The organism is Streptomyces hokutonensis, from assembly GCF_000376565.1.
Classification (GTDB): domain Bacteria; phylum Actinomycetota; class Actinomycetes; order Streptomycetales; family Streptomycetaceae; genus Streptomyces; species Streptomyces hokutonensis.
This window is the reverse complement of record NZ_BARG01000053.1, coordinates 44,321-66,640: the sequence shown is the minus strand read 5'-3', so window position 1 is coordinate 66,640 and position 22,320 is coordinate 44,321. Positions and strand designations below refer to the sequence as shown.

Here is a 22,320-nt window from a genome sequence, read left to right as displayed (position 1 = left end):
ATTATAGTATCCGCACTGAATACACCAGGAGCGCGACGTGACCGATCCCTACGCCCCGTTCACGAGCCTGACCTTCGAGCGGCCCGCGCCCGGTGTGCTGCGCATCGTGCTCGACGCGCCGAACCTCAACGCCGTCGATCCGCGCATGCACGGTGAGCTGGCCGACGTCTGGCCGGTCGTCGACCGGGACGAGGAGACCCGCGCGGTGCTGGTCCAGGGAGCCGGCAAGGCCTTCTCGGCCGGCGGGACCTTCGACTCCATCGAGGCCATGACCGAGGACTACGCCGTGCGGGCCCGGACGATGCGGGAGGCGCGGGACATGGTCTACGGGGTGATCAACTGCTCGAAGCCGGTTGTCTCCGCGATCCACGGCCCGGCGGTCGGGGCGGGGCTGGTCATCGGCATGCTGGCGGACATATCGATCGCCGGACGCAAAGCGAAGATCGTCGACGGGCACACGCGGCTGGGCGTGGCGGCCGGTGACCACGCGGCGATCTGCTGGCCACTGCTGTGCGGGATGGCCAAGGCCAAGTACTACCTGCTGACCTGCGAGGCGCTGACCGGCGAGGAGGCCGAGCGGATCGGGCTGGTGTCGAAGTGCGTGGACGACGAGGACGTGCACGCCGAGGGGCTGCGGGTGGCGACCCTGCTGGCCGCCGGGCCCGCCAGCGCGCTGAGCTGGACCAAGCGGTCCCTCAACCACTGGTACCGCACGGCCCAGCCACTCTTCGAGGCCTCGCTGGGGCTGGAGTTCTTCGGCTTCGGCGGGCACGAGGTCGTCGAGGGACTCGCCGCCCACCGCGAGAAGCGTGCCCCGGACTTCGAGGGCGTGGGCGGCAAGCACCCGATCGACCTGTGACCCACGGACCCACGAACGCATGAGGAGCGCGTGATGACGGCAGAGCCCACCACCGCCACCGAAATCCCCCCGCTGGTAAGGGGGTTGACCTACGAGGAGATGCCGGTCGGGCAGGTCTTCCGTACCGCCCGCCGCACGGTCACCGAGACCGACCTCGTCAACTTCGTCACCTGGGGCGGCTTCAACGAGCCGCTCTTCTGGGACGCCTCACACGCGGCCGACGGCGGCTACACCGGACGGCTGGTCCCGGGCGCGCTGACGTACTGCATCGCCGAGGGACTCGTCCTGCAGACGAACGTGCTGCACGGCACGGGCCTGGCCTTCCTGCACATGGAACTGACCGTGCGAGGACCGGTCTACGTCGGCGACACCCTGTACGCCGTCGTCGAGACCACCGCCTCCCGGCCGTCCGGCAAGCCCGGCCGGGGCGTGGTGACCAGCCGGATCACCGTACGCAACCAGCGGGACGAGGACGTGCTCGTCTACACGCCGGTACGGCTGATCCGGGGCCGGGACTACGAGGCTCCGACGCGCTGATCCCGGGGGCCGCCGGGCGGGACCAGGCTCAGCCCGGCCGTCGGACCCGGCGCCTCGGGACCGGGGAAGGCTCCGGCCCGCAGCCAGTCCGAGGGCATCGGCGGGCGCGGCGGGGGCTCGTGGTCGGGGACGGCCATCGCGTAGAGGCGGGTGTAGCGGAACTTCGCCTCCAGGTTGTCGAGCACCGACCAGTACTCGTAGCCGCAGACGTCCACACCATGCTCGATGACCCGGCCGAGCCACGACAGCCGGGCGCGCAGCAGGGACCGGCGGCGGGCGTCGTCGCTGTGGCCGGTGTCGTCGACGAGGTCCAGGTCGCCCATGCCGTTGTCGACAATGGACAGCGGCGGCAGCAGGTCGCCGTAGAGGTCGTGGAGGTCCGCGACGGCGTCGGCCAGGCCCTCGGGGAGGATGGGCCAGCCGTACGCCGTCGTCTCCACGTCGTCGAAGGGGACGACCGCGAAGCCCAGGCCCACCAGCAGGCGGTTGACCTCGTTCAGCCTGCTCTGGCACTTGTCGGCCGGCAGGGCGCGGGCGAGGTTCTCCGGTGCGGTGACGCGGAACGGGGTGTGCCAGGACAGGCCGAGCAGGTCCTGCGGGGTGGCGATGACGTCCAGGTCCCCGAGACGTACGCAGTCGGTGTCCTCGATGGGTGAGACGTCGTCCTCGGTCACCATGTGCTCGCCGAGCAGCAGGGGGTCGAGGAAGAGACGGTTGGTCCAGCTCAGCAGGCGGTCCAGGGCGAGCCGGTCGAAGGGGTCCTCGGTGGCCGCGTAGCCGCCGACGAGGGTGACGGTGGTACCGATCCGCCCGCTGACGCCGGCGGCGCGGAGCGCGCGTGTCGCGAGTCCGTTGGCGAGCAGGATGTGGTGGACGGCGGGCAGGCCGGCGCGGCCGATGCCCCGGCCCGGGGTGTACATCCCGGCCACGTGGTCGGCGAGGGTGGGCCCGGCCAGGTCGGTGGAGGTGATCCAGCGGGTGACGCGGTCGCCGTAGCGGCGGCCCAGCTCGGCGGCGTAGACGGCGAAGTGCTCGGCCGTGTCGCGCTCCAGCCAGCCCCCGCGCTCCTCCAGCCAGGACGGCAGCGACCGGTCGAAGAGAGTGAGACAAGGGCGCAGGCCGAGTTCGAGCAGGGAGTCGAGTTCGCGGTCGCAGCGGTCCAGGGCCGCGTGGTCCCAGCTGCCGGGGCCGTCGGGCTGGAGCAGCGGCCATCCGGCGACCATCCGGTGCGTGTCAGGCGTGACGCCGACCAGTTGCCGGATGTCGTCGGTCCACTGCCGGAAGTGCCCCGCGCGTTCCGGCGGAGGGGGCGGCGGGGCCGCGACGGCGTCCGCGGTGGCGACTCCCCAGTCGACACCGTGGAAAGACTCCTGCAGGAAACCATCGCTCATGGTCACCGTCCCGGGCGGAATAGCTAACGCATTCAACTGAATGCCCGCCGTCCGGACGCTAACACTTCGGGGATACGACGACAATGTTTCGGACAGATCTCATCGGTCCGTCAAAGGGTCGGGGCGGGGTCGGGCCGTGTCCAGGGCGGGGGCCGCGGGCCGTCGGATCGTGGACGTGATCGACCCGTCGAGAATGCCGGTGACCGTGGCCGGCGGAGGTGGGCGGCAGACGATCCGCAGGCCGGCGGTCCCGCGCACGTGCGGCCGGGCGTCCACGAGATCGTCCGCGGCCGGGCGCGCCGGGCGGGTTCCGACCGCCTGGTGGCCGCGGCGGCAGTGGTCGAGGGCCGCGTCGATGATGGCCCGGTCGTCGCGGGCGGTGGGGCCGGGGAGCGTTTCGGCCATGATCCGGTCGGCGATCGGAGCGGTCCCCAGGCCGTGTCGCCAAAGGAAGGTGGTGAGCCGGGTGCACCACCGACTCCGGCGTCGAGCAGCCTCATTCCCGGCACGGGCCACGCCTTCCGCCTGCGACGGTCCAGCCGCGGGGCGTCCGTCTCGCTGCGTACACTGCTGGCTCTTGTGCCCGCCCTTGATGGCTGCGCGCGCACTGACGGTTTGCCGTTCGACCCGAAGGACTGAGCCGTGCCCGACCGACCCGAGATCGTCTGCATCTGCGGCTCCACCCGGTTCGCGGACGAGATGAGCGCGGCCAACCGTGAACTGACCTTCGCAGGTGTCATCGTCGTCGCGCCGGGCGTCTTCCGGCGCGACGACGATCAGGGAGCGGACGAGGTGATCACCAACGAGCAGAAAACCGCGCTGGGCGCCCTCCACCTGCGCAAGATCGACCTGGCCGACCGGGTTCTGGTCGTCAACCCGGGCGGGTATATCGGCGAGTCCACGAGCAGGGAGATCGCGTACGCCCACGCCACCGACAAGCCGATCTCGTACACCGATCCCTTCGGATCTGGCCAGAATAACTGAGGGCATACGACGGAAGAGGGCGCTCCAGTTGGCCCAACTACCCGTCCGCACAACGGAGTCCGCAAGCGAGCGCGCTCTCCCCCTGCTCCAGTGCTGCCTACTCCCCGAAGGGCCGGAACTCCTCGTCCCGCCACCAGGGGTAGACCGTCGGCATGTCCTTGCTGACCCGGCCCGGGAACTCGGGCGGCCGCTTGGCGAGGAAGGACTCGACGCCCTCCACGGGGTCCGGGCCGCCGCCGATCTGGCTCATGATCCGCGAGTCGAGGCGGTGCGCGGCCATCGGGTGCGGTTCGCCGAGCATCCGCCACATCATCTGACGGGAGAGGGCGACCGAGATCGCCGAAGTGTTCCGGGCGATCTCACGGGCGAGTTCGTACGCCGCCGGCAGCAGTTCCTCCGGCGGGTGGACGGAGCGGACCAGCCCGGCCGACAGGGCCTCGTCGGGGCCGAAGACGCGGCCGGTGGCCACCCATTCCATGGCCCGTTGCATCCCCACGGCCCGCGGCAGGAACCAGCTCGCCGCGGACTCCGGCACGATGCCGCGGCGGGCGAAGACGAAGCCGAACTTCGCCGAGGTCGAGGCGAGCCGGATGTCCATGGGCAGGGTCATGCTGGCGCCGACGCCGGCCGCGGGGCCGTTGACCGCGGCGATGACCGGCTTGGTGCTGGAGAAGATCCGCAGCGCGACCCGGCCGCCGGTGTCCCGGTGCCAGGCACCCGCCTTGCGGTGGTCGAAGGACGACCCGCCGGAACTGACGTCGGCCCCCGCGCAGAAGCCGCGCCCGGCTCCGGTCACCACGATCACCCGCACGTCGTCGTCGGCGTCGGCCGCGTCCAGGACGTCGAGCAGATCGCCCATCATCTGCGGGTTGAAGGCGTTCAGCTTCTCGGGCCGGTTGAGCGTGACGGTGAGGATCCGGTCCGCCACCTCGGCCCGCACGGTCTCGTACTCCTGCTCCAGCATGCGTCCTCCGTCGGGCTCGTCACTCCGCGACCTGGTTCTCATAAAGCTCAATTAGTTATAGCATTCAACTCTACTGAACTGTTCCTGGATGGTGGCGGTGGAGATGACGGATCTGGTGGTGACGGCCCTCGGGCCGGTCCGGCTGATCGAGCTGAACCGGCCGGACCAGCTCAACGCGATGAGCGAGGAGCTGCACTTGGGCCTCGCGTCGGTCTGGGACACGGTCGCCGACGACCCCGAGGCACGGGTGGTCGTACTCACCGGCCGGGGAAGGGCGTTCAGCGCGGGCGGCAACTTCGACATCATGACCCGGGTCCAGCGCGACCCCGCCTTCCGACAGCAGAACGTCGACGAGGCCCGGCGGATCATCACCGGTCTGGTCCGCTGCCCGTTGCCGGTGATCGCGGCGGTCAACGGGCCTGCCGTGGGCCTCGGTTGCAGCCTGGCCCTGCTGAGCGATCTCGTCCTGATCGCGGACGACGCGTACGTGGCCGACCCGCACGTCCAGGTCGGTCTCGTCGCCGGCGACGGCGGCGCGCTCGTCCTGCCCCTGCTCGTCGGCCTGCCCCGGGCGAAGGAACTCCTGTTCCTCGGCGAACGGGTGAGCGCCGAGGATGCCGTCCGGCTCGGCATCGCCAACCGTGTCGTACCGAAGGACAAGCTCCTGGACGAGGCCATGGACCTGGCCGGACGGCTGGCCGCCCTGCCCGCGCAGGCGCTGCGCGGCACCAAGCGGGCGGTGAACCTGCATCTGGAACAGGCCATGGCCACCGTACTGGAGCCGGCGCTGCTCGCCGAGCGGGACAGCATGCACGACCCGGACCACATCGCCGCAGTGGAAAAGATCATCGCCTCGCGCGGTCGTCGCCGCGCCGGTGCGAAGGGCTGAGCGGCATGGACTTCGCGTTCAGTGACGAGCAGGAGGAACTGCGTCGCACGGTACGGGCGTTCCTCGCGGACACCTCTCCCGAGACCGAGACACGACGGCTGATGGAGACGCCGGAGGGCTTCGACCGTGCGCTCTGGCGCCGGATGGGGACGGAACTCGGCCTTCAGGGGCTGGCCGTCCCCGAGGAGTACGGCGGTGCCGGGTGCGGGCCGGTCGAAGTAGGCGCCGTCATGGAGGAGTTGGGCCGGGCGCTCGTATGCACGCCCTTCCTCTCCTCGGCCGTGCTGGCGACGACCACGCTGCTGCGCTGCGACGACGAGGACGCCCGCAAGCGCCTGCTGCCGGGGCTCGCCTCCGGCGAACTGGTCGGGACACTGGCCCTGACCGAGGACTCGGCCCGCTGGGACGCGACGGGGGTCCAACTCAACGCCCGTGAATCGGACGGGCATTGGCTGCTGACCGGACACAAGATGTTCGTCCTCGACGGTGCCACCGCAGACTTCGTCCTCACCGTCGCCCGCACCGACGACGGCATCGGCGTCTTCTCGGTCGACGGCGACGCGGCGGGACTGACCCGTATTCCCCTCCCGACCATGGACCCGACCCGCCGACAGTCCCGCCTCGACTACGACGACGTACCGGCGACCCGGCTGCGTACGCACGGAGACGGCTGGGAGCTCGTCTCACAGGTGCTCGACCGGGCGGCCGTGGCACTCGCCGCCGAGCAGGTGGGAGTGGCCTCCCGCGCGCTGGACATGGCAGTGGAGTACGCCAAGGTACGGCACCAGTTCGGGCGGCCCATCGGCTCCTTCCAGGCCGTGAAGCACCTGCTCGCCGACGTACTGCTCGAAGTGGAGTCGGCGCGTGCCGCCGCGCACTACGCGCTGCTCGCGGCAGCCAACGAGGACCCGGACCTGCCCGCGGTGGCAAGTCTGGCCAAGGCGTTCTGCTCCGACGCGTGTCTACAGGCGACGGCGGAGAACATCCAGGTCCACGGCGGCATCGGCTTCACCTGGGAGCACCCGGCCCACCTGTATCTGAAACGGGCCAAGACATCTCAACTCCTGTTCGGAGACCCGGCGTACCACCGCGAACTGCTCGCGCGACGCATCGGGTTGGACGCGGTCACAGTGGACGGAGCGGCATGAAGGTCGACGGAAAGCTCAGTGTGTGGGGTACCGCGGAGGTCGTGGAGGAGGCACGGCACCACGAGAAGGCGGGCTACGACGGTCTGTGGGCCTCGGAGTCGAAGCACGACCCGTTCCTGCCGCTGCTGCTCGCGGCCGAGCACACCGAACGGCTGGAGGTGGGCACGGCGATCGCGGTGGCGTTCGCCCGCTCCCCCATGCAACTCGCCTACACCGCACACGACTTGCAGACCTACTCCGGCGGGCGCTTCTCGCTCGGCCTGGGCAGCCAGATCAAACCGCACATCGAGCGGCGCTTCTCGATGCCGTGGAGCCGCCCGGCCGCCCGGATGCGGGAGTACGTGAGCGCGCTGCGCGCCATCTGGGCCGCCTGGAACGAGGGCGAGAAGCTCGACTTCCGCGGCGACTTCTACACGCACACGCTCATGTCCCCCTTCTTCTCTCCCCCGCCCGCGCCCGGCGGCGCCCCGAAGGTCTTCGTGGCGGCGGTCGGTGAGGCGATGACCCGGGTCGCCGGCGAGGTCGCCGACGGGCTCCTGGCACACGGCTTCACCACCGAGCGGTACCTGCGTGAAGTCACCCTCCCGACCGTCGAGTTGGGCCTCGGCCTGTCCGGTCGCACGCGCGGCGACTTCTCCGTGTCCCACCTCCTCCTCACCGCGACCGGCCGCAACGAGGAGGAGCTGGCCCGCGCGATCGACGGCACCCGCCGCCAGATCGCCTTCTACGGCAGCACACCCGCCTATCGCGGAGTCCTGGAGCTGCACGGCTGGGGCGAACTAGGCGACGAGCTGAACGCGTTGTCGAAGTCGTCCCGGGAGGACAAGTGGGAGGCGATGGGCGGGCTCGTCGACGACGAGGTCCTGCACACCTTCGCGGTCGTCGCGGAGCCGGAGCGAGTTGCGGGCGAGATCAGGCGCCGGTACGGGAGTCTGGTGGACCGGGTGTCCTTCTACACCGCGTACGAGATCGACGCCGAGGTGTGGGAGCCGATCGTCCAGGAACTGCACGAGAGTTGACGGCACGTCAGCCGAGCAGGTCCAGGACCGTCGTCATGGACCTGCTCTGCAGCAGATAGTCCTCAGCCTCCTGGAGATGGAGGCGCCACAGCTCCTCGGCGGCCTCGGTCCGGCGCCCTGCGACCAGTTCGACGAGAGCACCGTGGGCACGGAAGCCCCGGCGGTTGGCCCGGATGTTCTCGGGGCTGCCGGCGTCGAGGTCGACGTGGGACCAGTTCGCCTGGTCGATGATGTGCCGGACCATGCCGTTGAGGACGCTCAGCGTCTCGTTGCCCGCGAGTTCCACGACGAGAGCGTGGAACTCCATGTGGGCGCGGATGAAGGCCGAGGGATCGTCCATGAGTGCCTCGGCCTCGGCGACGGAGGCCCGCAGCCGCTCCAGGTCCCGGTCCGTACGGCGCTGGGCCAGCAGTCCGGCGCACGGCGCCTCGATGACCGTACGGGCGTCGTAGACGTCCTTGAGGGTGGTGCCGCGGTACTCGAGGACGACTCCCGCGTAGCGGGCGGCGACCGTGCCCTCCGGGACCTGCACCCGTGCCCCGCCCCGGGCGCCCCGGCGCACGCTGATCAGCGACTCCGACTCCAGCACCCGGAACGCCTCGCGCAGCGTCGGCCGGGAGACGGCGAACTCCGCCATCAGGGCGGTCTCGGCGGGCAGCGCCTCCCCCTCGGCCAGTTCCCCGCGCACGATCTTGCGGCGCAGCTGTGCCGCCACCAGCTCGGCCATCTTGGGGACCCTCACCGGCGTGTTCGCCACGGCATCCATCTCCTTCAGTCACCTGGGACCGGCACGAAGTACGGCAGGGTGATCTCGTCGGTGAGGGGCCGGAAGTCCACGCGCACCCGCATGCCGATGGTCACGTCGCCCGGGTCCCCCGCGTCGACGTGGGAGAGCAGGGTGCCGCCCTCGTCCAGATCGATCACGGCCAGGGCGAAGGGGTCATCGAAGCCGGGGCCGGGTGCGCGGTGGACCACGGTCACCGAATAGACGGTGCCCCGGCCGGCGCTGGGCACGTACCGCCAGTCCGCCGACATGCAGCCGGGGCACGCGGGTTCGGGCACGAGGAAGCGCAGCCCGCAGGCCGGGCAGTGCGGGACGACGAGGTCACCGCGCCGGGCCGCGTCCCAGAACGGCTGGGACAGTGGCGTCGGTTCGGGCACGGGGCGGCTCATCGGGTCCTCCCCAGCACGCTCATCTCGTAGTGCTGCGCGCCGGAGCCCGCGTTGCCGACGACCGCCAGCTCCGCGCCCTCGACCTGGTGGACGGCGGTGCCGCGCAACTGCCGTACGGCTTCGACGACTTTGAGGGTCATCTGCTGGGTTCCGTTCCACGCGTACGCCAGACAGCCACCGTCGGGATTGACGGGGTGCTTGCCACCGACGGCGATGGCACCGCTGGCCGCCAGCGGGCCTCCCTCACCCTCACCACACAGCCCGAGGATCTCCAACTGCCGGATGATCTCGAAGGAGTTGGGGTCGTAGAGGGAGAAGACGTCCACGTCGTGGGGGCCGATGCCCGCCATGGCGTAGGCACGGCCGGCCGCGTCCCGGCCGAGTTGGCCGACCTCCCGGTACAGCGCGGGGTTGGCGTACGCGGCCTGGTGGTACTCCATGCCTCCGCCGAGCACGGCGACAGGCGGGTGGGGCAGGTCCCGGGCCCGTTCGGCAGTGGTCACCACGAGGGCGGCGCCGCCCTCGCCGACGATGCAGCAGTCCAGCAGGTGGAAGGGGGTGGCCACCATGCGGGAGGCGAGCACGTCCTCGGCTGTGTACGGGCCGCGGCCGTACATCATCGCCTCCGGGTTGGTGGTGCCGTTGTTGCGGACGGTGGCGGCGACCTCCGCGAGCTGGTGGGCGGTCGTCCCGTACTGGTGCATGTGCCGGGCCGCCACCAGCGCGAACTGGGCGACGACGTAGCTGCCCCAGACGTCGGCGAACTCCAGCGGTACCCCGGCACCGACGGGACCCGCACCCCGCGAGACCAGCTTGCAGCCGCCGACCACGACGGTGTCGGCGAACCCCGCCCGTACGGCCGCCGCCGCCTTCAGCAGACCCCGCGAGCCGGCGTTGTCGAGCATCGAGTCGCTGGTCCAGCGCAGGTCCCGGCCGAGCATCCGCGCCCAGGAGCTGCCCTCGCCGGGCACACCGCCCGGGCCGGGCCAGTCGACCTGGGCGCCGTCGACGTCCACCGGGGTCAGTCCGGCGTCCTCGATCGCGCCGCGCACCGCTTCGAGGGCGAGACCCATCGCATCTCGGTGCGGGAGGAACAAGGCCTGCTCGGTGGCGTGCACGCCGACGACGACGGGCTGGCGGCCATTCAGGTCGCTCACGGCGTCACCGTCCCGCACCGAGCGTGTCGCCGCCGGGATAGCCGCCCCCGCCGAAGCGCTCGTCGAGCGCCTCGTAGTCCTTGGCGAAGTCCTTGGTGCGCGGCAGCGCCTCGACGAACTCCACCGTCTTCGGCTTCTTGTACGAGGCGATCCGCGCCCGGCAGTGTTCGATGATGTCCGCCGCCGTGACCGGTTCGGCGTCCGGCTGGAGGACGACGACCGCTTTGACGTCCTGCGCCCAGCGCTCGTTCGGGACGCCGATCACGGCGGCCTCCTTCACCGCCGGGTGGGACTCGATGCAGTTCTCCACCTCCGCCGGGAAGATGTTCTCGGCCGCCGACTTGAGCATGCGGGTCGTGGTGCCGAGGAAGCTGATCGTGCCGTCGCTCTCGCGCCGGCCGAGGTCGGTGGTGTGCCACCAACCGAAGCGGAAACGCTCCTCGTTGATCTCGGGCCGGTTCCAGTAGCCGAGGTGCACGAGGTCGCCCCGGACGCAGATCTCGCCAGCCTGGCCAACCTCGCACTCCGCGCCGGTGCCGTCCAGGATGCGTACGGCGGTGAAGGGACCGGGGCGTCCGGCGTTGCCGGTGCCCGTGCCGCCGTAAGCGCCGGTCACGGCGAAGCCGGTCACCTCGGTCTGGCCGTAACCGCGGCCCTCGCCGCCGCCGTTGCGGGTGAAGCGGCTGGTGTCGGTGGGGACCGTGCCCTGCCACAGGGGGGCGGCGACGCTGGCGCGCAGGTGCGAGAGGTCGTGGCCCGCTTCCCGGTTGAGGGCGACGAGTTGGGCGATCGTCGGGGGCATCAGGTACGCGTGCGTGCATCGCTCCGCCGCCAGCAGCGGGAGCAGTTCCTCGGCGACGACCCGGCGGACGACGACGTTCTTGCCGCCGTGCACGAAGGCCGGGACGCCCCAGAACTGGTAGTTGCCGATGTGGAACATCGGTCCGGCGCCGAGGAAAGCGGCCTCCGTGCCGATGTCTCCCATCCAGGCGGAACTCGCGCCCATGGCGAGGAGGTTGCGGTGCGAGAGCATCGAGCCGGACTGGCGTCCGGAGATCGCCGCGGTGTAGATGACCAGGAGCGCGGAGTCCGGGTCGACGTCGACGGCCGGGTCCTCTGCCGAACCGGAGGACAGGAAGGACTCGTAGGAGCCGGGGCCCTCGGAGTCGTGCCGCAGCCACAACGCCCGGTGATCGCTGCCCAGTTCGGCCCTGGCCTTGCCGACCGTGTCGCCGATCTCCTCGTCCTGCCAGATCACCACCCGGGGGTCGAAGTCCTCGACGGCGAACGCCATTTCGGGGGCGGCCCAGCGCCAGTAGCCGGGGCACACCATGGCGCCGATCTTCGCGGCGGCGCCGAGCAGTTCCCAGATGCGGAAGGAGTTCTGCCCCAGCCACAGGACACGGTCGCCGGGGCCGACCCCGGCGACCGTCAGGGCGTTGGCGAGACGGTTGGTGCGCTCGTCCAACTGCGGCCAGGTCAGCCGGACTTCGCCGTCGACGAGGGCGATGCCCTCGGGGAAGGACCTTCGGTGCTCACGGATGATGTCGCCGAACGTCAGGCGGCGGGCGGAATGCATGCTCTTGGCTCCCAGGGCTTTCGGAAGGCAGGTGTCAGACGCGGCTGATGCCGACACCCTTGACGTGGACGAACTCGTCGAGACCCGCCTTGCCGCCCTCCCGGCCGAACCCGCTCGTCCCGACGCCGCCGAACGGCGTGGTGGGCGAACTGATCGGGTTCGGGCCCGGGTTGACGTAGACCGTCCCGGCTTTCAGACGGGGCACCAGACGGTTCACGCGCCCGATGTCACGGGACTGGATGTAGGCGGACAGGCCGTACTCGGTGTCGTTGGCGAGGGCGACGGCCTCGTCCTCCGTGTCGAAGGGAGTGATGGCCAGGACCGGGCCGAAGATCTCCTGCTGGGCGAGGTCGCTGCGGTTGTCGACGTCGGCGAAGACGGTCGGGGAGACGAAGTAGCCGTCGGCGTCGATGCGTTCACCGCCGTACACGAGCCGCCCCGCACCACCTTCGGCCGCTTTGTCGATCACACCCTGGACCCGGTCGCGGGCGGCTTCGTCGATGAGGGGGCCGATGTACGTCGCCGGGTCGAGCGGGTCACCGACGGGCAGGTGCGCGACCACTCCGGTGACGCGCGCGACGACCTCGTCGTAGATCGACCGCTCGACCAGCAGCCGGGTCGGCAGCGCGCAGCCCTGGCCGGTGTTGCTCATGGCGAAGGCCGCGCAGTACGGCACCACGGTGTCGAGGTCGGTGTCGGCGAAGAGGAGGTTGGCGGACTTGCCGCCGAGTTCGAACAGGACGGGTTTGAGGCTCAGTGCCGCGTCGGCCATGATGCGGCGTGCGGTGGCGGGCCCTCCGGTGAAGGAGATCTTGTCCACGCCGGGGTGGGTGACCAGGGCCGATCCCGCGTCGCCGAGTCCGGTCACGACGTTGACGACCCCCTCGGGGATACCCGCCTCGCGGGCCAGGTCGGCGAAGAGCAGCGCGGAGAACGGCGTGGACTCGGCCGGTTTGATGACCACGGTGTTGCCGGCGGCGAGCGAGGGCGGGACCTTCATGGCCAGGGACAGCGCGGGTGAGTTCCAGGTGATGATGTGGCCGATGACGCCGTAGGGCTCGGCGATGGTGTACTCGACGTTCTCGTGCGGGCTGTAGGCCGCGCCGACCATGCCCTCGATCTTGTCGGCCCAGCCGGCGTAGTACTCGGTCCACTCCGCCACGTGCGGTCCGACGTTCGAAGCCCAGCCGCCGATACAGATGCCGTTCTCCAGCGGGCAGATCGCCGCGAAGTCGGGGATGTGGTCACAGAGGAGCTGCGCGAAGCGGGTGAGCAGTCGGCGACGCTCGGCGGGGCGCATGGTGCCCCACACCTCGAAGGCCTGGCGTGCGGCGGCGACGGCCCGGTCCACCTCGGCGGCGCCCGCGAGCGGGATGTGCGCCTGGACGAGGCCGGTCGCCGGGTTGCGGTGCTCGTACTGGCCGCCGCTCGTGTCGGTGATGTCCTTGCCACCGATGACCAGTCGGGGGCGCGGCAGGTCGTGCTTCGCTCTGTCCTGGTGCAGCTTCACGTCGACCGTGACCACGGTTGCCTCCTTGAGCCGCATCCCACATCTCGCGAATCTCGCTTAAATAGCTAACCTATTTATCCAAGCCAGTCAATGAGTACGGCCGGCGTCACAGCCCCAGCGAGCGCCCGATGATCTCCTGCATGATCTCCGAGGTCCCGCCGAACACCCGCTGCACCCGGCTGTCGCGCCAGATCCGCGCGATCTCGTACTCGTTGACATAGCCATAGCCGCCGAACAGCTGCATACAGCGGTCGATGACCTGCCAGCCGGTCTCCGAGGTCCAGTACTTGGCCGCCGCGGCCTCCTCGGCCGTCAACTCGCCCTGGAACAGGGCCATGATGCAGCCGTCGACGTAGACGCGGGCGGCGCCCAGCTTGGCCTTGATGTCGGCGAGGGCGAACCGGTTGGCCTGGAACTCGCCGATCGGCTGTCCGAACGCCGTGCGGGTCTTGGCGTAGTCCAGCGCCAGTTCGTACGCCCGCTCGGCGGCCGCCAGCGAGGAGACGGCGATGGCGAGGCGCTCGGTGGGGAGGTTGCCCATCATGTGGTAGAAACCGCGGTTCTCCTGCCCGATGAGGTTCTCGGCGGGGACCCGGACCTCGTGGAAGAAGAGTTCGGCGGTGTCCTGCGCCTTCATTCCGACCTTGTCGAGCTTGCGTCCGCGTTCGAAGCCCTCCGTGTCCCGTTCGACGACGATCAGGCTGATGCCCTTGTGTCCGACGTCGGGGTCGGTCTTGCAGGCGACGACGACCAGGTCGGCCAGGATGCCGTTGGTGATGAAGGTCTTGGAGCCGTCGATCACCCACTCGTCGCCGTCACGGCGGGCGGTGGTGCGGATGGCCTTGAGGTCGGATCCGGCGGCCGGCTCGGACAGGGCGAGCGCGCAGATCGTCTCACCGCTCGTGACTCCGGGCAGCCAACGGGCCTTCTGCTCAGGGGTGGTGAGATTCGTCAGATAGGGCGGGATGACGTCGTTCTGCAGCCCGAGCCCGATGCCGACCGAGCTGGTGGACGCCATCTCCTCCGCCATGATGGCGTTGTAGCGGAAGTCCCAGATCCCCTGGCCGCCATACTCCTCCGGGAACTGCCAGCCGATGAGTCCGGCCTTGCCCGCCGCCGCCCACGCGGCCCGGCTCACCTGTCCGTCCCGCTCCCACTGCTCGGCGTACGGAGCGCATTCCCGCAGGTAGTAGGAGCGGGCGGTCTCGCGGAACAGCTCGTGCTCCTCGGTGAAGATCGTTCGGCGCATGCTCGACTCCGCTCCGCTCAGGCATCTCGCTTATTTAGCTGAAGTAGTTATACGATAGCGCTGTATCGGCAGCCGAGCGAGGGAGGGCGCGTGAGCGTACGGGACAAGGTGGCACTCGTCACCGGAGCGGGCCGCGGCATCGGCGAGTCGATCGCCGACCGACTCGCCGCCCAGGGAGCCGCGGTCGCCGTCTGCGACCTGGACGCGGAGGCGGCCGGCAAGGTCGCGGGCCTGCTCGCGGAGCGGTACGGCGTGCGCGCCACGGGAGTCGGCGCTGACATCTCCGACAGCTCGGCCGTACGTACAGCCGTGGAGCGCGTGACCGCCGAACTCGGCCCGGTGGACGTCCTGGTGAACAACGCCGCCGTCGACGTCGTCGGCCGCTTCGTCGACAGCTCCGAGGAGACCTGGGACCGGATCATCGCCGTCAATCTGCGCGGGACGATCACGATGACCCGGGCCGTCCTCGACCCGATGATCGAGCGGGGCGGCGGCCGGATCGTCCACATCGCCTCGGACGCCGGCCGGGTCGGCTCGTCCGGCGAGGTCGTGTACTCCGCGACCAAGGGCGGTGTCATCGCCTTCGGCAAGGCCCTCGCCCGCGAGGTCGCCCGGCACGGCATCACCGTGAACAGCGTCTGCCCGGGTCCGACCGACACCGCGCTGCTCGGACAGGTCGCCGAGTACAGCCAGAAGATGTACGACGCGACCCTGCGGGCCATCCCGCTGCGCCGCGTCGCCCAGCCCGCCGACATCGCCGGTGTGGTGGCCTTCCTCGCGTCCGACGACGCCGCCTACATGACCGGGCAGACGCTCTCGGTCAGCGGCGGCCTCACGATGGTCTGAGGTGAGCACCGTGCTGCGTGTCGAACTCCGGGACAGAATCGCCGTGTTGACCCTCGACCGGCCGGGGCAGCTCAACGCGATCGGCTCCGAGACCGTGGACCGGCTCACCCTCGCGCTGAACGAGCTGCGCGACAACGACGACGTACGCGCCCTGGTCGTGGCCGGGGCGGGGCGGGCCTTCTCGGCCGGCGCCGACATCGGTGAGATCGAGTCGTTCACGGCACCCCGGCAGTTCCACTCCTTCGTCCGGCAACTCACCGACGCGTACGCGCTGTTGGAGGACTTCCCCAAGCCTTCGGTCGCGGCCGTCCACGGTTTCGCCTTCGGCGGCGGCCTCGAACTCGCGCTCGCCTGCGACCTGCGGGTCGCGGAGCGGGGCGCGCGGCTGGGCCTGCCCGAGATGAAGCTCGGCGTGCTGCCGGGCGCGGGCGGCACACAGCGGCTGCCGCGTCTGATCCCGCCCGCGATCGCCAAGCAGATGATCCTCACCGGCGAAGCGATCGACGCGGAACGGGCCCACGCGCTCGGACTGGTCAACGAACTCGCCGAGCCCGGCGAGGTGTTGGGCGTCGCCGAGGCACTCGCCGCCACGGTGGCGGTGGGCGCCCCGCTGGCCCTCGCGGCGGGAAAGCGGCTGATCGACTACGGCCTCGGGATGGACCTGGAGGCGGCGATCTCCTACGAGCGCGAGACCGTCTCGGTGCTCTTCTCCACCGAGGACCAGGCCGAGGGACTGAAGGCTTTCCGGGAGCGCCGACCCGGCGACTTCCAGGGCAAGTAGCGGGCGGACCGACAGACAAGGAGGTGTGTTGTGCGGCCACTTGAGGGCATTTCGGTCGTCGAACTGGGCATGTGGGTGGCGGCTCCGGCCGCGGCCACCATGCTCGCGGACTGGGGCGCGGACGTGGTGAAGGTCGAGGCGCCGACCGGCGACCCCAACCGCTACACGCTCCGGCACGTCGGCCAGGACATCGACAGCGCGCCCCCGTTCGAGACGGACAACCGCGGCAAGCGCGGGATCGTTCTCGACCTGCGCTCGGAGGACGGAAAGGCCGTACTGGAACGGCTGTTGGAGCGCGCCGACGTCTTCGTCACCAACCTCCGCCCCGGTGCGTTGGAACGCCTGGGCCTGGCCCCGGACGAACTGCGCACCCGCCATCCCCGCCTGGTCGTCGGCACGTTGACCGGTTACGGCTGGACGGGCGCCGAGCGCGACCGCGCGGGGTACGACGTCTCCGCCTTCTGGGCGCGGCCCGGCATCGCCGCCATGCTCAACCCGGCGGGCGAACCACCGCCCGGCATCCGCCCGGGACTTGGTGACCGTACGGCCGCGGCGAACCTGGTGGCCGGCGTGCTGGCCGCGCTGCTGCGCCGCGAGCGCACCGGCGAGGGCGGTGTGGTGGACGTGTCGCTGCTGCGGTCGGGCACGTACGCCAACGGGAACGACCTGGCCCTGCAGAACTTCTTCGGCCGGCGCGGCCGTACCCGGCACCGCACCGAGCACGAGTCCCCGCTCTACAACTCCTACCGGGCCGCCGACGACCGCTGGTTCTGGCTGGTCGGTCTGGAGGGCAACCGGCACTGGCCCGGCGTCGTCAAGGCGCTCGGACGCGCGGACCTGGAGACGGACGAACGGTTCGCGACCGGCAAAGAACGGCGGGCACACGTACGCGAGTTGATCGCCGTGTTCGACGAGGAGTTCGCGAGGCGGCCACTGGCCGAGTGGGCGGCGCGGTTCGACGCCGAGGGCGTGTGGTGGGCACCGGTGCAGACCCTGGCCGAAGTGTCGGCCGATCCGCAGGCGGAGGCGGTCGGCGCATTCGTCGAACAGCCCGGCATGGGTGACGCGCCGCCGCTGCGGACCGTGGCAACACCCGTCAGCTTCTGGGGTGTTGACGACAAACCACGCAGCGGTGCGCCGACACTCGGCGAGCACACCGACGACGTACTCCGCGAACTCGACACAACCGGGAGGTAGCAGGTGGGCATTCTCGACGATAAGGTCGCCGTCGTGACCGGCGGTGGCCGGGGTCTTGGCCGGGCGCACTGCCTGGCGCTGGCCGAGGCCGGCGCGACCGTGGTGGTGAACGACCTCGGTTCCGGCGTGCACGGCGAGAGCACCGGCGACTCCCCCGCCGACGAAGTCGTCGCCGAGATCGCCAAGTTGGGCGGGCAGGCGGTCGCCAACCACGCGTCGGTGACGGACTGGGCGGCGACCGAGACCTTGGTCGCGGACACGGTCGCGGAGTTCGGGCGCCTCGACATCGTCGTGAACAACGCGGGGATCGTGCGCGACCGCATGCTGTTCTCGATGACCGAGGCAGAGTTCGACGCCGTGATCGCGGTCCATCTCAAGGGCACCTTCGCGCTCACCCGGCACGCGTGCGCGTACTGGCGCGAGGCGTCGAAACGGGGCGAGCGCGTCACCGGCCGCGTCATCAACACGACGTCGGGGACTGGCCTGTTCGGCAACCAGGGGCAGTCCAACTACGGTGCCGCGAAGGCCGGGATAGCCGGGCTCACCGTCCTCACCGCCCTGGAGATGCGCAAGTACGGCGTCACCGCGAACGCCATCTCGCCGATCGCGGCCACACGGATGACGGACGGCCTGTCCGTCGGTGAATCGCTGCGGGCCGTCGACGGCTTCGACCCGCGCGACCCGGCCAACGCCTCGGGCGTCGTCGTCTACCTCGCCTCCGACAGCGCGTCCTGGCTGACCGGCCAGGTCCTGCGCATCGAGGGCAACCGGCTGAACCGGCTCCAGGGCTGGACCGTCGCGGGCGTACACCCCAGCACGTCGGGACAGGCGCTCACCTACGACGAACTCGTGGACGCCGTACCGCAGTTGTACGGTGTCGCCCCCGCGGGACGGGCCACCGGAGTCGGCCAGTGAGAGCGCCGGGCCATGACGTCGCCGCGCTCGTCCTGCGGGCGACGCTCGGTCCGATGCTCTTCGCGCACGGCTGGAACAAGGTCACCGGGCCGGGCGGACTCAAGGGCACGACGGGCTGGTTCGAGGCGCTGGGACTGCGACCTGCAGGGCTGCACGCGCGCATGGCCGCCGGGACGGAGATGGCGGCCGGTGCGGGGATCGCTCTGGGCGTGGCCAACCCTCTCCCGGCGGCGGCAGCCGTCGGTCTGATGACCGTGGCGGCCCGAACCGACCATCGGGGCAAGGGATTCTTCGTCTTCAAGGGCGGCTGGGAGTACGTCGGTGTCGTCGGCGGAGCGGCCGTCGCCCTGGCCGCGCTGGGCCCCGGCAGGTACTCGCTGGACGGGGTCCTGCGCCGCCAACGCGCAGGCGTGGGGCCCGCGTTGCTGGCTCTGGGCGTCGGTACGGCGAGCGCCGCCGCCCTACTGGCCGCGTGCTATCGACCGGAACGGAAACCGGACGAGACAGAAACAGCTGACTAAGGCCAATTGGGGCAACAAGGGAGTCGACATGGACGCGGCTGACTTCAGCGCGGTGCTGTCCGAGGTCCGGCGCTTCGTGCGCGAGCGCGTCGTACCGCTCGAGGCGGAGATCGACGAGAAGGACGAGATGCCCGCGGAGATCCGCGAGGCGGCCAAGAAGATGGGCCTGTTCGGCTTCGCGCTGCCCGAGGAGTACGGCGGGCTCGGGCTGTCGATGTACGAGGAAGCGCAGTTGATGTTCGAGCTGGGGTACACCACCCCGTCCCTGCGCTCGATGTTCGGCACGAACAACGGCATCGCCGGGCACGTCCTGATGGTCGGCGGCACCGAGGAGCAGAAGGCGGACTGGTTGCCGAGGATCGCCTCGGGCGAGGTCCTGGCGTCGTTCGCGCTCACCGAGGCTGAGGCGGGTTCCGATCCCTCGACCCTGACCACGAGGGCGCACCTGGACGGTGAAGACTGGGTGATCAACGGCGCGAAGCGGTACATCACCAACGCCCCGCTCGCCGACGTCTTCATGGTCTTCGCCCGCACCAACCCCGACGCACCGCGCACCCGCGGCATCTCCACCTTCCTGGTCCCGGCCGGCACCCCGGGCCTCACCGTGGCTCCCAAGGACCACAAGATGGGCCAGTTCGGCGCCTGGACCGCGGACGTGTACTTCGACGACGTCCGCGTACCGGCCTCCGCCCTCGTCGGCGGCGAGGCCGGGCTGAACCGGGGCTTCGGCACCGCGATGGGCTGCATCGCGCACGGCCGGGTGCACATCTCGTCCCTGTGCGTCGGCATGGCCGAGCGGCTGGTCGACGAGTCCGTCGAGTACGCCCGCACCCGCCGCCAGTCCGGGAAGCTCATCGGCTCCTTCCAACTCGTCCAGGGCCTGATCGCCGACTCGATGACCGACTACTACGCCGGCCGCGCCACGGTCCTGGAGGCCGCCCGCGCGTTCGACGCCGGCACGGACACCAAGATCGGCCCGTCCTGCACCAAGTACTTCGCCAGCGAGATGGTGTGGCGGGTCGCCGACCGCGCGGTCCAGGTCCACGGCGGCGCGGGCTACATGCGCGGGGTCGCCGTCGAACGCTTCTACCGCGACGCCCGCCTCTTCCGCATCTACGAGGGCACGAGCCAGATCCAACAGGTCATCATCGCGAAGGCGCTGCTGGGCGAGGCGGCCCGGGGCTGACCGACACCGAAGACGAAGGCCCCGGGGCTGCCCCGGGGCCTTCGTCTTCGTGCATACCCAGGCTCACATACCCAGGCTCAGATCCCGAGCCGGTCCAGCAGCCGCTCGTGGTACACGGCGGGCCCGCCGAACAGCAGCTGCGAGGACTTGGCGCGCCGGAAGTACAGATGCGCCGGGTGCTCCCAGGTGAAGCCGATACCTCCGTGTACCTGGATGTTCTCCATGGCCGCGAACATGTACGCCCGTGAGCAGCACGCGTGCGCCACAGCTGCCGCGACGGGGAACTCCGCGGAGCCCTCGTCGGCCACTCGCGCCGCCTCACGGGAGGCGGCCTCGGCCAGTTCCACCTGGACGAGCATGTCCGCGCACTTGTGCTTGACCGCTTGGAAGGAGCCGATCGGCCGGCCGAACTGGTGCCGGGTACGGGCGTATTCAGCGCTCGCCTCCAGACACCTGCGCGCCCCGCCCGACTGCTCGGCGGCGAGGGCGACCGACGCGATGTCCAGCACCCTGGCCATGGTGCGCCCGGCCGCCCCGTCCGCGCCGACGAGTGTGGCGGGCACCGCGTCGAACGTCAGCCGGGCCATCGCCCGGGTGGCGTCGAGGGTCTCCATAGGCTCTGCCGCCAGTCCCGCTGCTTCCCTCTCCACCGCGAAGAGCGAGGGACCGGCGACGGTGCGGGCGACCACCAGGACCAGATCGGCGGTCGTACCGTCGATGACGAAGGACTTGCGGCCGGTCAGCTTCCAGCCGCCGTCACCGTCCGGCACGGCACGCGCCGAGATCAGGGCAGGGTCCCAGGACCCGCTGTCCTCGGCCACCGCGAGCGCGGCCGTCGTGTCACCGGCCGCGATGCCGGGGAGGTGACGTGCGCATGCCTCCCGGTCACCGGAGGCGAGCAGTGTCTGGGTCGCGAGCACGACCGTCGCGAAGAAGGGGGCGCACAGCAGGGCACGGCCCATCTCCTCCAGTACGACGCCGAGTTCGACGAGGCCGAAGCCGTCACCGCCGTACTCCTCCGGGATCACCAGCCCCGGCAGCCGCAGTTGGTCGGCCGCCTGCGCCCACACCGCCGGGTCGTAGCGCGCCTCGCTCTCCATGAGCTTGCGCACGGCCTCCTCGGGTGACTTGGCCTCAAGGAACTCCCGTACGGAGGACCGTAGTTCGCGCAGTTCGCTCTCGTCGGCGGTCATGACCGCACCTCCTTGGGCAGTCCGAGGACGCGTTCCGCGAGGATGTTCTTCATGATCTCCTCGGTGCCGCCGAGGATGCGCAACGCCGGCGTGGCGAGGAGGAGTTCGGACCAGGCGTAGGTGCCCCACTGCCCGGTGTCGGCGATGATCCGGGGTCCGAGCACGTCCGACACGAAGTGCGCGGCGCGGGTGAGGTTCTGGCCGTACATCAGCTTCGAGACGGACATCTCGGGGCCCGGTGTGCCGCCGGCGCGCAGGGTGCGCAGGGCGCGGTTGTTGAGGTGCCGCGTGGCGAGGACGTCCACGAGGAGTTCCGCGAGCCGGGCGCGCAAGGCGCGGTCGTCCCAGGTCCAGGTGGCGCGCATCAGGGCCGAGAGGTGGTCCGGGGACAGTGCGGCGGCCACCGGCCCCACGCCCTCGCTGCCGACGGTAGCGCGCTCGTTCATCAGGGTGGTCAGCGCGACCGTCCAGCCGCCGTCGACCTCGCCGAGCCGGTGGTCGTCGGGGATGCGGACGTCGGTGAGGAAGACCTCGTTGAAGTCCGCGCCGCCGGTCATCTGCCGCAACGGCCTGACCTCGACGCCGGGCGCGTCCATCGGGACCAGGAAAGCCGTGATACCTCGGTGTTTGGGCGCATCCGGGTTGGTGCGGGTGAGGGCGAGGCCGATCTGGCTGTGCTGGGCGACCGAGGTCCACACCTTCTGGCCGTTCAGCACCCAGTGGTCGCCCTCCCGGACCGCGCGGGTGGCGACGCTCGCCAGATCGGAGCCGGCGCCGGGTTCGCTGAACAGTTGGCAGGCGATGGCGTCCCCGCGGTACATCGCGGGCAACCACCGTTGCTTGATGTGCGGTTGGGCGTGAGCGAGGATCGTCGGTCCGATCATGCCGAGGCCGATCACGCTGAGGACTCCGGTGTCGGCGACCTCGTACTCGGACTCAAGAGCGTCGTAGAGCAGGTCGTGGACGGGGGTCAGGCCCCGACCGCCGTACTCGACCGGGCCGGTGATCCAGCCGAAGCCGTTCTCGTGGCGGACGCGTTGCCAGTCGCGCGCCCGTTGCACGTGCTCCCGTTCGACCTCGGGCGGGAGGCTGCTGAAATACGCCATCGAGTCGTCGCCCTCGCCCCAGGTGGGGGCGGTGCGGTCGGGGGCCTTCGGCGCGTGGGCGTCGAGGAAGGCGCGTGCCTCGGCCGCGAAGTCCTGCATGTCGTCTGCCATGTCCG

23 protein-coding genes are annotated in these 22,320 nt (G+C 70.6%); 12 read left to right on the top strand and 11 right to left on the bottom strand.

Going from position 1 to position 22,320, the window contains the following annotated elements; translation table 11 throughout:
- The first annotated feature begins 37 nt into the window (after positions 1 to 37).
- Both SSP08S_RS32685 and SSP08S_RS32680 read left to right on the top strand, forming a co-directional pair.
- Positions 38 to 859: an enoyl-CoA hydratase/isomerase family protein gene (locus SSP08S_RS32685; RefSeq protein WP_019071878.1), complete on the top strand. Its 822-nt coding sequence runs from the start codon at positions 38 to 40 to the stop codon at positions 857 to 859.
- A gap of 33 nt (positions 860 to 892) precedes the next feature.
- Positions 893 to 1,396 (top strand): FAS1-like dehydratase domain-containing protein, encoded by a 504-nt coding sequence (locus SSP08S_RS32680; RefSeq protein WP_019071877.1) that lies wholly within the window; start codon positions 893 to 895, stop codon positions 1,394 to 1,396.
- Here SSP08S_RS32680 and SSP08S_RS32675 read toward each other — a convergent pair.
- Positions 1,375 to 2,787 carry a glycoside hydrolase family 1 protein gene (locus SSP08S_RS32675; protein WP_019071876.1) on the bottom strand — a complete coding sequence of 471 codons (1,413 nt, stop codon included), beginning with the start codon at positions 2,785 to 2,787 and terminating at the stop codon, positions 1,375 to 1,377. The genes SSP08S_RS32680 and SSP08S_RS32675 overlap by 22 nt on opposite strands.
- A 99-nt stretch (positions 2,788 to 2,886) precedes the next feature.
- Entirely contained in the window at positions 2,887 to 3,192 is a 306-nt protein-coding gene (locus SSP08S_RS32670) for a hypothetical protein (protein ID WP_019071875.1), read from the bottom strand.
- Positions 3,193 to 3,429: 237 nt separating this feature from the next.
- On the opposite strand from SSP08S_RS32670, the gene SSP08S_RS32665 reads away from it, so the two are divergent.
- Positions 3,430 to 3,771: a hypothetical protein gene (locus tag SSP08S_RS32665; RefSeq protein ID WP_019071874.1), complete on the top strand. Its 342-nt coding sequence runs from the start codon at positions 3,430 to 3,432 to the stop codon at positions 3,769 to 3,771.
- A 97-nt stretch (positions 3,772 to 3,868) separates the two neighbouring features.
- On the opposite strand, the gene SSP08S_RS32660 is transcribed toward SSP08S_RS32665, so the two are convergent.
- Entirely contained in the window at positions 3,869 to 4,735 is an 867-nt protein-coding gene (locus tag SSP08S_RS32660; RefSeq protein ID WP_019071873.1) for a crotonase/enoyl-CoA hydratase family protein, read from the bottom strand.
- Positions 4,736 to 4,823: 88 nt separating this feature from the next.
- Between SSP08S_RS32660 and SSP08S_RS32655 the strand changes: the two genes are divergently transcribed.
- From SSP08S_RS32655 to SSP08S_RS32645, 3 genes are read left to right on the top strand one after another with little or no spacing between them, the layout of a single operon-like run.
- Positions 4,824 to 5,624, top strand: a complete 801-nt coding sequence (locus tag SSP08S_RS32655; RefSeq protein ID WP_019071872.1) for an enoyl-CoA hydratase/isomerase family protein — start codon at positions 4,824 to 4,826, stop codon at positions 5,622 to 5,624.
- Between the two features lie 5 nt (positions 5,625 to 5,629).
- Positions 5,630 to 6,772 carry an acyl-CoA dehydrogenase family protein gene (locus tag SSP08S_RS32650; protein WP_019071871.1) on the top strand — a complete coding sequence of 381 codons (1,143 nt, stop codon included), beginning with the start codon at positions 5,630 to 5,632 and terminating at the stop codon, positions 6,770 to 6,772.
- Complete coding sequence (locus SSP08S_RS32645; RefSeq protein ID WP_019071870.1) at positions 6,769 to 7,791, top strand: LLM class F420-dependent oxidoreductase; 1,023 nt, start codon at positions 6,769 to 6,771, stop codon at positions 7,789 to 7,791. The genes SSP08S_RS32650 and SSP08S_RS32645 overlap by 4 nt, the downstream gene beginning before the upstream one ends.
- A 7-nt stretch (positions 7,792 to 7,798) precedes the next feature.
- Here SSP08S_RS32645 and SSP08S_RS32640 read toward each other — a convergent pair whose 3' ends face one another.
- From SSP08S_RS32640 to SSP08S_RS32615, 6 genes are all read right to left on the bottom strand, one after another.
- Positions 7,799 to 8,557 carry a FadR/GntR family transcriptional regulator gene (locus SSP08S_RS32640; RefSeq protein ID WP_019071869.1) on the bottom strand — a complete coding sequence of 253 codons (759 nt, stop codon included), beginning with the start codon at positions 8,555 to 8,557 and terminating at the stop codon, positions 7,799 to 7,801.
- Between the two features lie 5 nt (positions 8,558 to 8,562).
- Positions 8,563 to 8,964 carry a Zn-ribbon domain-containing OB-fold protein gene (locus SSP08S_RS32635; RefSeq protein WP_019071868.1) on the bottom strand — a complete coding sequence of 134 codons (402 nt, stop codon included), beginning with the start codon at positions 8,962 to 8,964 and terminating at the stop codon, positions 8,563 to 8,565.
- Positions 8,961 to 10,121 (bottom strand): thiolase family protein, encoded by a 1,161-nt coding sequence (locus SSP08S_RS32630; protein WP_245608000.1) that lies wholly within the window; start codon positions 10,119 to 10,121, stop codon positions 8,961 to 8,963. Before SSP08S_RS32630 ends, SSP08S_RS32635 begins: the two co-directional genes overlap by 4 nt.
- Before the next feature lie 4 nt (positions 10,122 to 10,125).
- A complete protein-coding gene (locus SSP08S_RS32625) occupies positions 10,126 to 11,700 on the bottom strand; it encodes an AMP-binding protein (protein WP_019071866.1) in 1,575 nt (524 codons plus the stop codon).
- Between the two features lie 34 nt (positions 11,701 to 11,734).
- A complete protein-coding gene (locus tag SSP08S_RS32620) occupies positions 11,735 to 13,225 on the bottom strand; it encodes an aldehyde dehydrogenase family protein (protein ID WP_026179024.1) in 1,491 nt (496 codons plus the stop codon).
- Between the two features lie 91 nt (positions 13,226 to 13,316).
- Complete coding sequence (locus tag SSP08S_RS32615) at positions 13,317 to 14,459, bottom strand: acyl-CoA dehydrogenase family protein (RefSeq protein ID WP_019071864.1); 1,143 nt, start codon at positions 14,457 to 14,459, stop codon at positions 13,317 to 13,319.
- 90 nt (positions 14,460 to 14,549) lie between these two features.
- Between SSP08S_RS32615 and SSP08S_RS32610 the strand changes: the two genes are divergently transcribed.
- Genes SSP08S_RS32610 through SSP08S_RS32585 form a run of 6 tightly spaced genes read left to right on the top strand, consistent with a single transcriptional unit; the run spans position 14,550 to position 19,905 of the window.
- Positions 14,550 to 15,305 carry an SDR family NAD(P)-dependent oxidoreductase gene (locus SSP08S_RS32610; protein ID WP_019071863.1) on the top strand — a complete coding sequence of 252 codons (756 nt, stop codon included), beginning with the start codon at positions 14,550 to 14,552 and terminating at the stop codon, positions 15,303 to 15,305.
- Between the two features lies 1 nt (position 15,306).
- Positions 15,307 to 16,086 carry an enoyl-CoA hydratase/isomerase family protein gene (locus tag SSP08S_RS32605; RefSeq protein ID WP_019071862.1) on the top strand — a complete coding sequence of 260 codons (780 nt, stop codon included), beginning with the start codon at positions 15,307 to 15,309 and terminating at the stop codon, positions 16,084 to 16,086.
- Positions 16,087 to 16,116: 30 nt separating this feature from the next.
- The gene (locus SSP08S_RS32600) at positions 16,117 to 17,283 is read left to right on the top strand and encodes a CaiB/BaiF CoA transferase family protein (RefSeq protein ID WP_019071861.1); all 1,167 of its coding nucleotides are present in this window, start codon (positions 16,117 to 16,119) and stop codon (positions 17,281 to 17,283) included.
- 3 nt (positions 17,284 to 17,286) lie between these two features.
- Positions 17,287 to 18,198, top strand: coding sequence for an SDR family NAD(P)-dependent oxidoreductase (locus SSP08S_RS32595; protein ID WP_019071860.1), 912 nt, complete (start codon positions 17,287 to 17,289; stop codon positions 18,196 to 18,198).
- Entirely contained in the window at positions 18,195 to 18,719 is a 525-nt protein-coding gene (locus SSP08S_RS32590) for a DoxX family protein (protein WP_019071859.1), read from the top strand. Before SSP08S_RS32595 ends, SSP08S_RS32590 begins: the two co-directional genes overlap by 4 nt.
- Positions 18,720 to 18,747: 28 nt before the next feature.
- Positions 18,748 to 19,905, top strand: coding sequence for an acyl-CoA dehydrogenase family protein (locus SSP08S_RS32585; RefSeq protein ID WP_019071858.1), 1,158 nt, complete (start codon positions 18,748 to 18,750; stop codon positions 19,903 to 19,905).
- 77 nt (positions 19,906 to 19,982) lie between these two features.
- Here SSP08S_RS32585 and SSP08S_RS32580 read toward each other — a convergent pair whose 3' ends face one another.
- Both SSP08S_RS32580 and SSP08S_RS32575 read right to left on the bottom strand, forming a co-directional pair.
- Positions 19,983 to 21,098: an acyl-CoA dehydrogenase family protein gene (locus SSP08S_RS32580; protein ID WP_019071857.1), complete on the bottom strand. Its 1,116-nt coding sequence runs from the start codon at positions 21,096 to 21,098 to the stop codon at positions 19,983 to 19,985.
- Positions 21,095 to 22,315 carry an acyl-CoA dehydrogenase family protein gene (locus SSP08S_RS32575; protein ID WP_019071856.1) on the bottom strand — a complete coding sequence of 407 codons (1,221 nt, stop codon included), beginning with the start codon at positions 22,313 to 22,315 and terminating at the stop codon, positions 21,095 to 21,097. Before SSP08S_RS32575 ends, SSP08S_RS32580 begins: the two co-directional genes overlap by 4 nt.
- Positions 22,316 to 22,320: the final 5 nt, after the last annotated feature.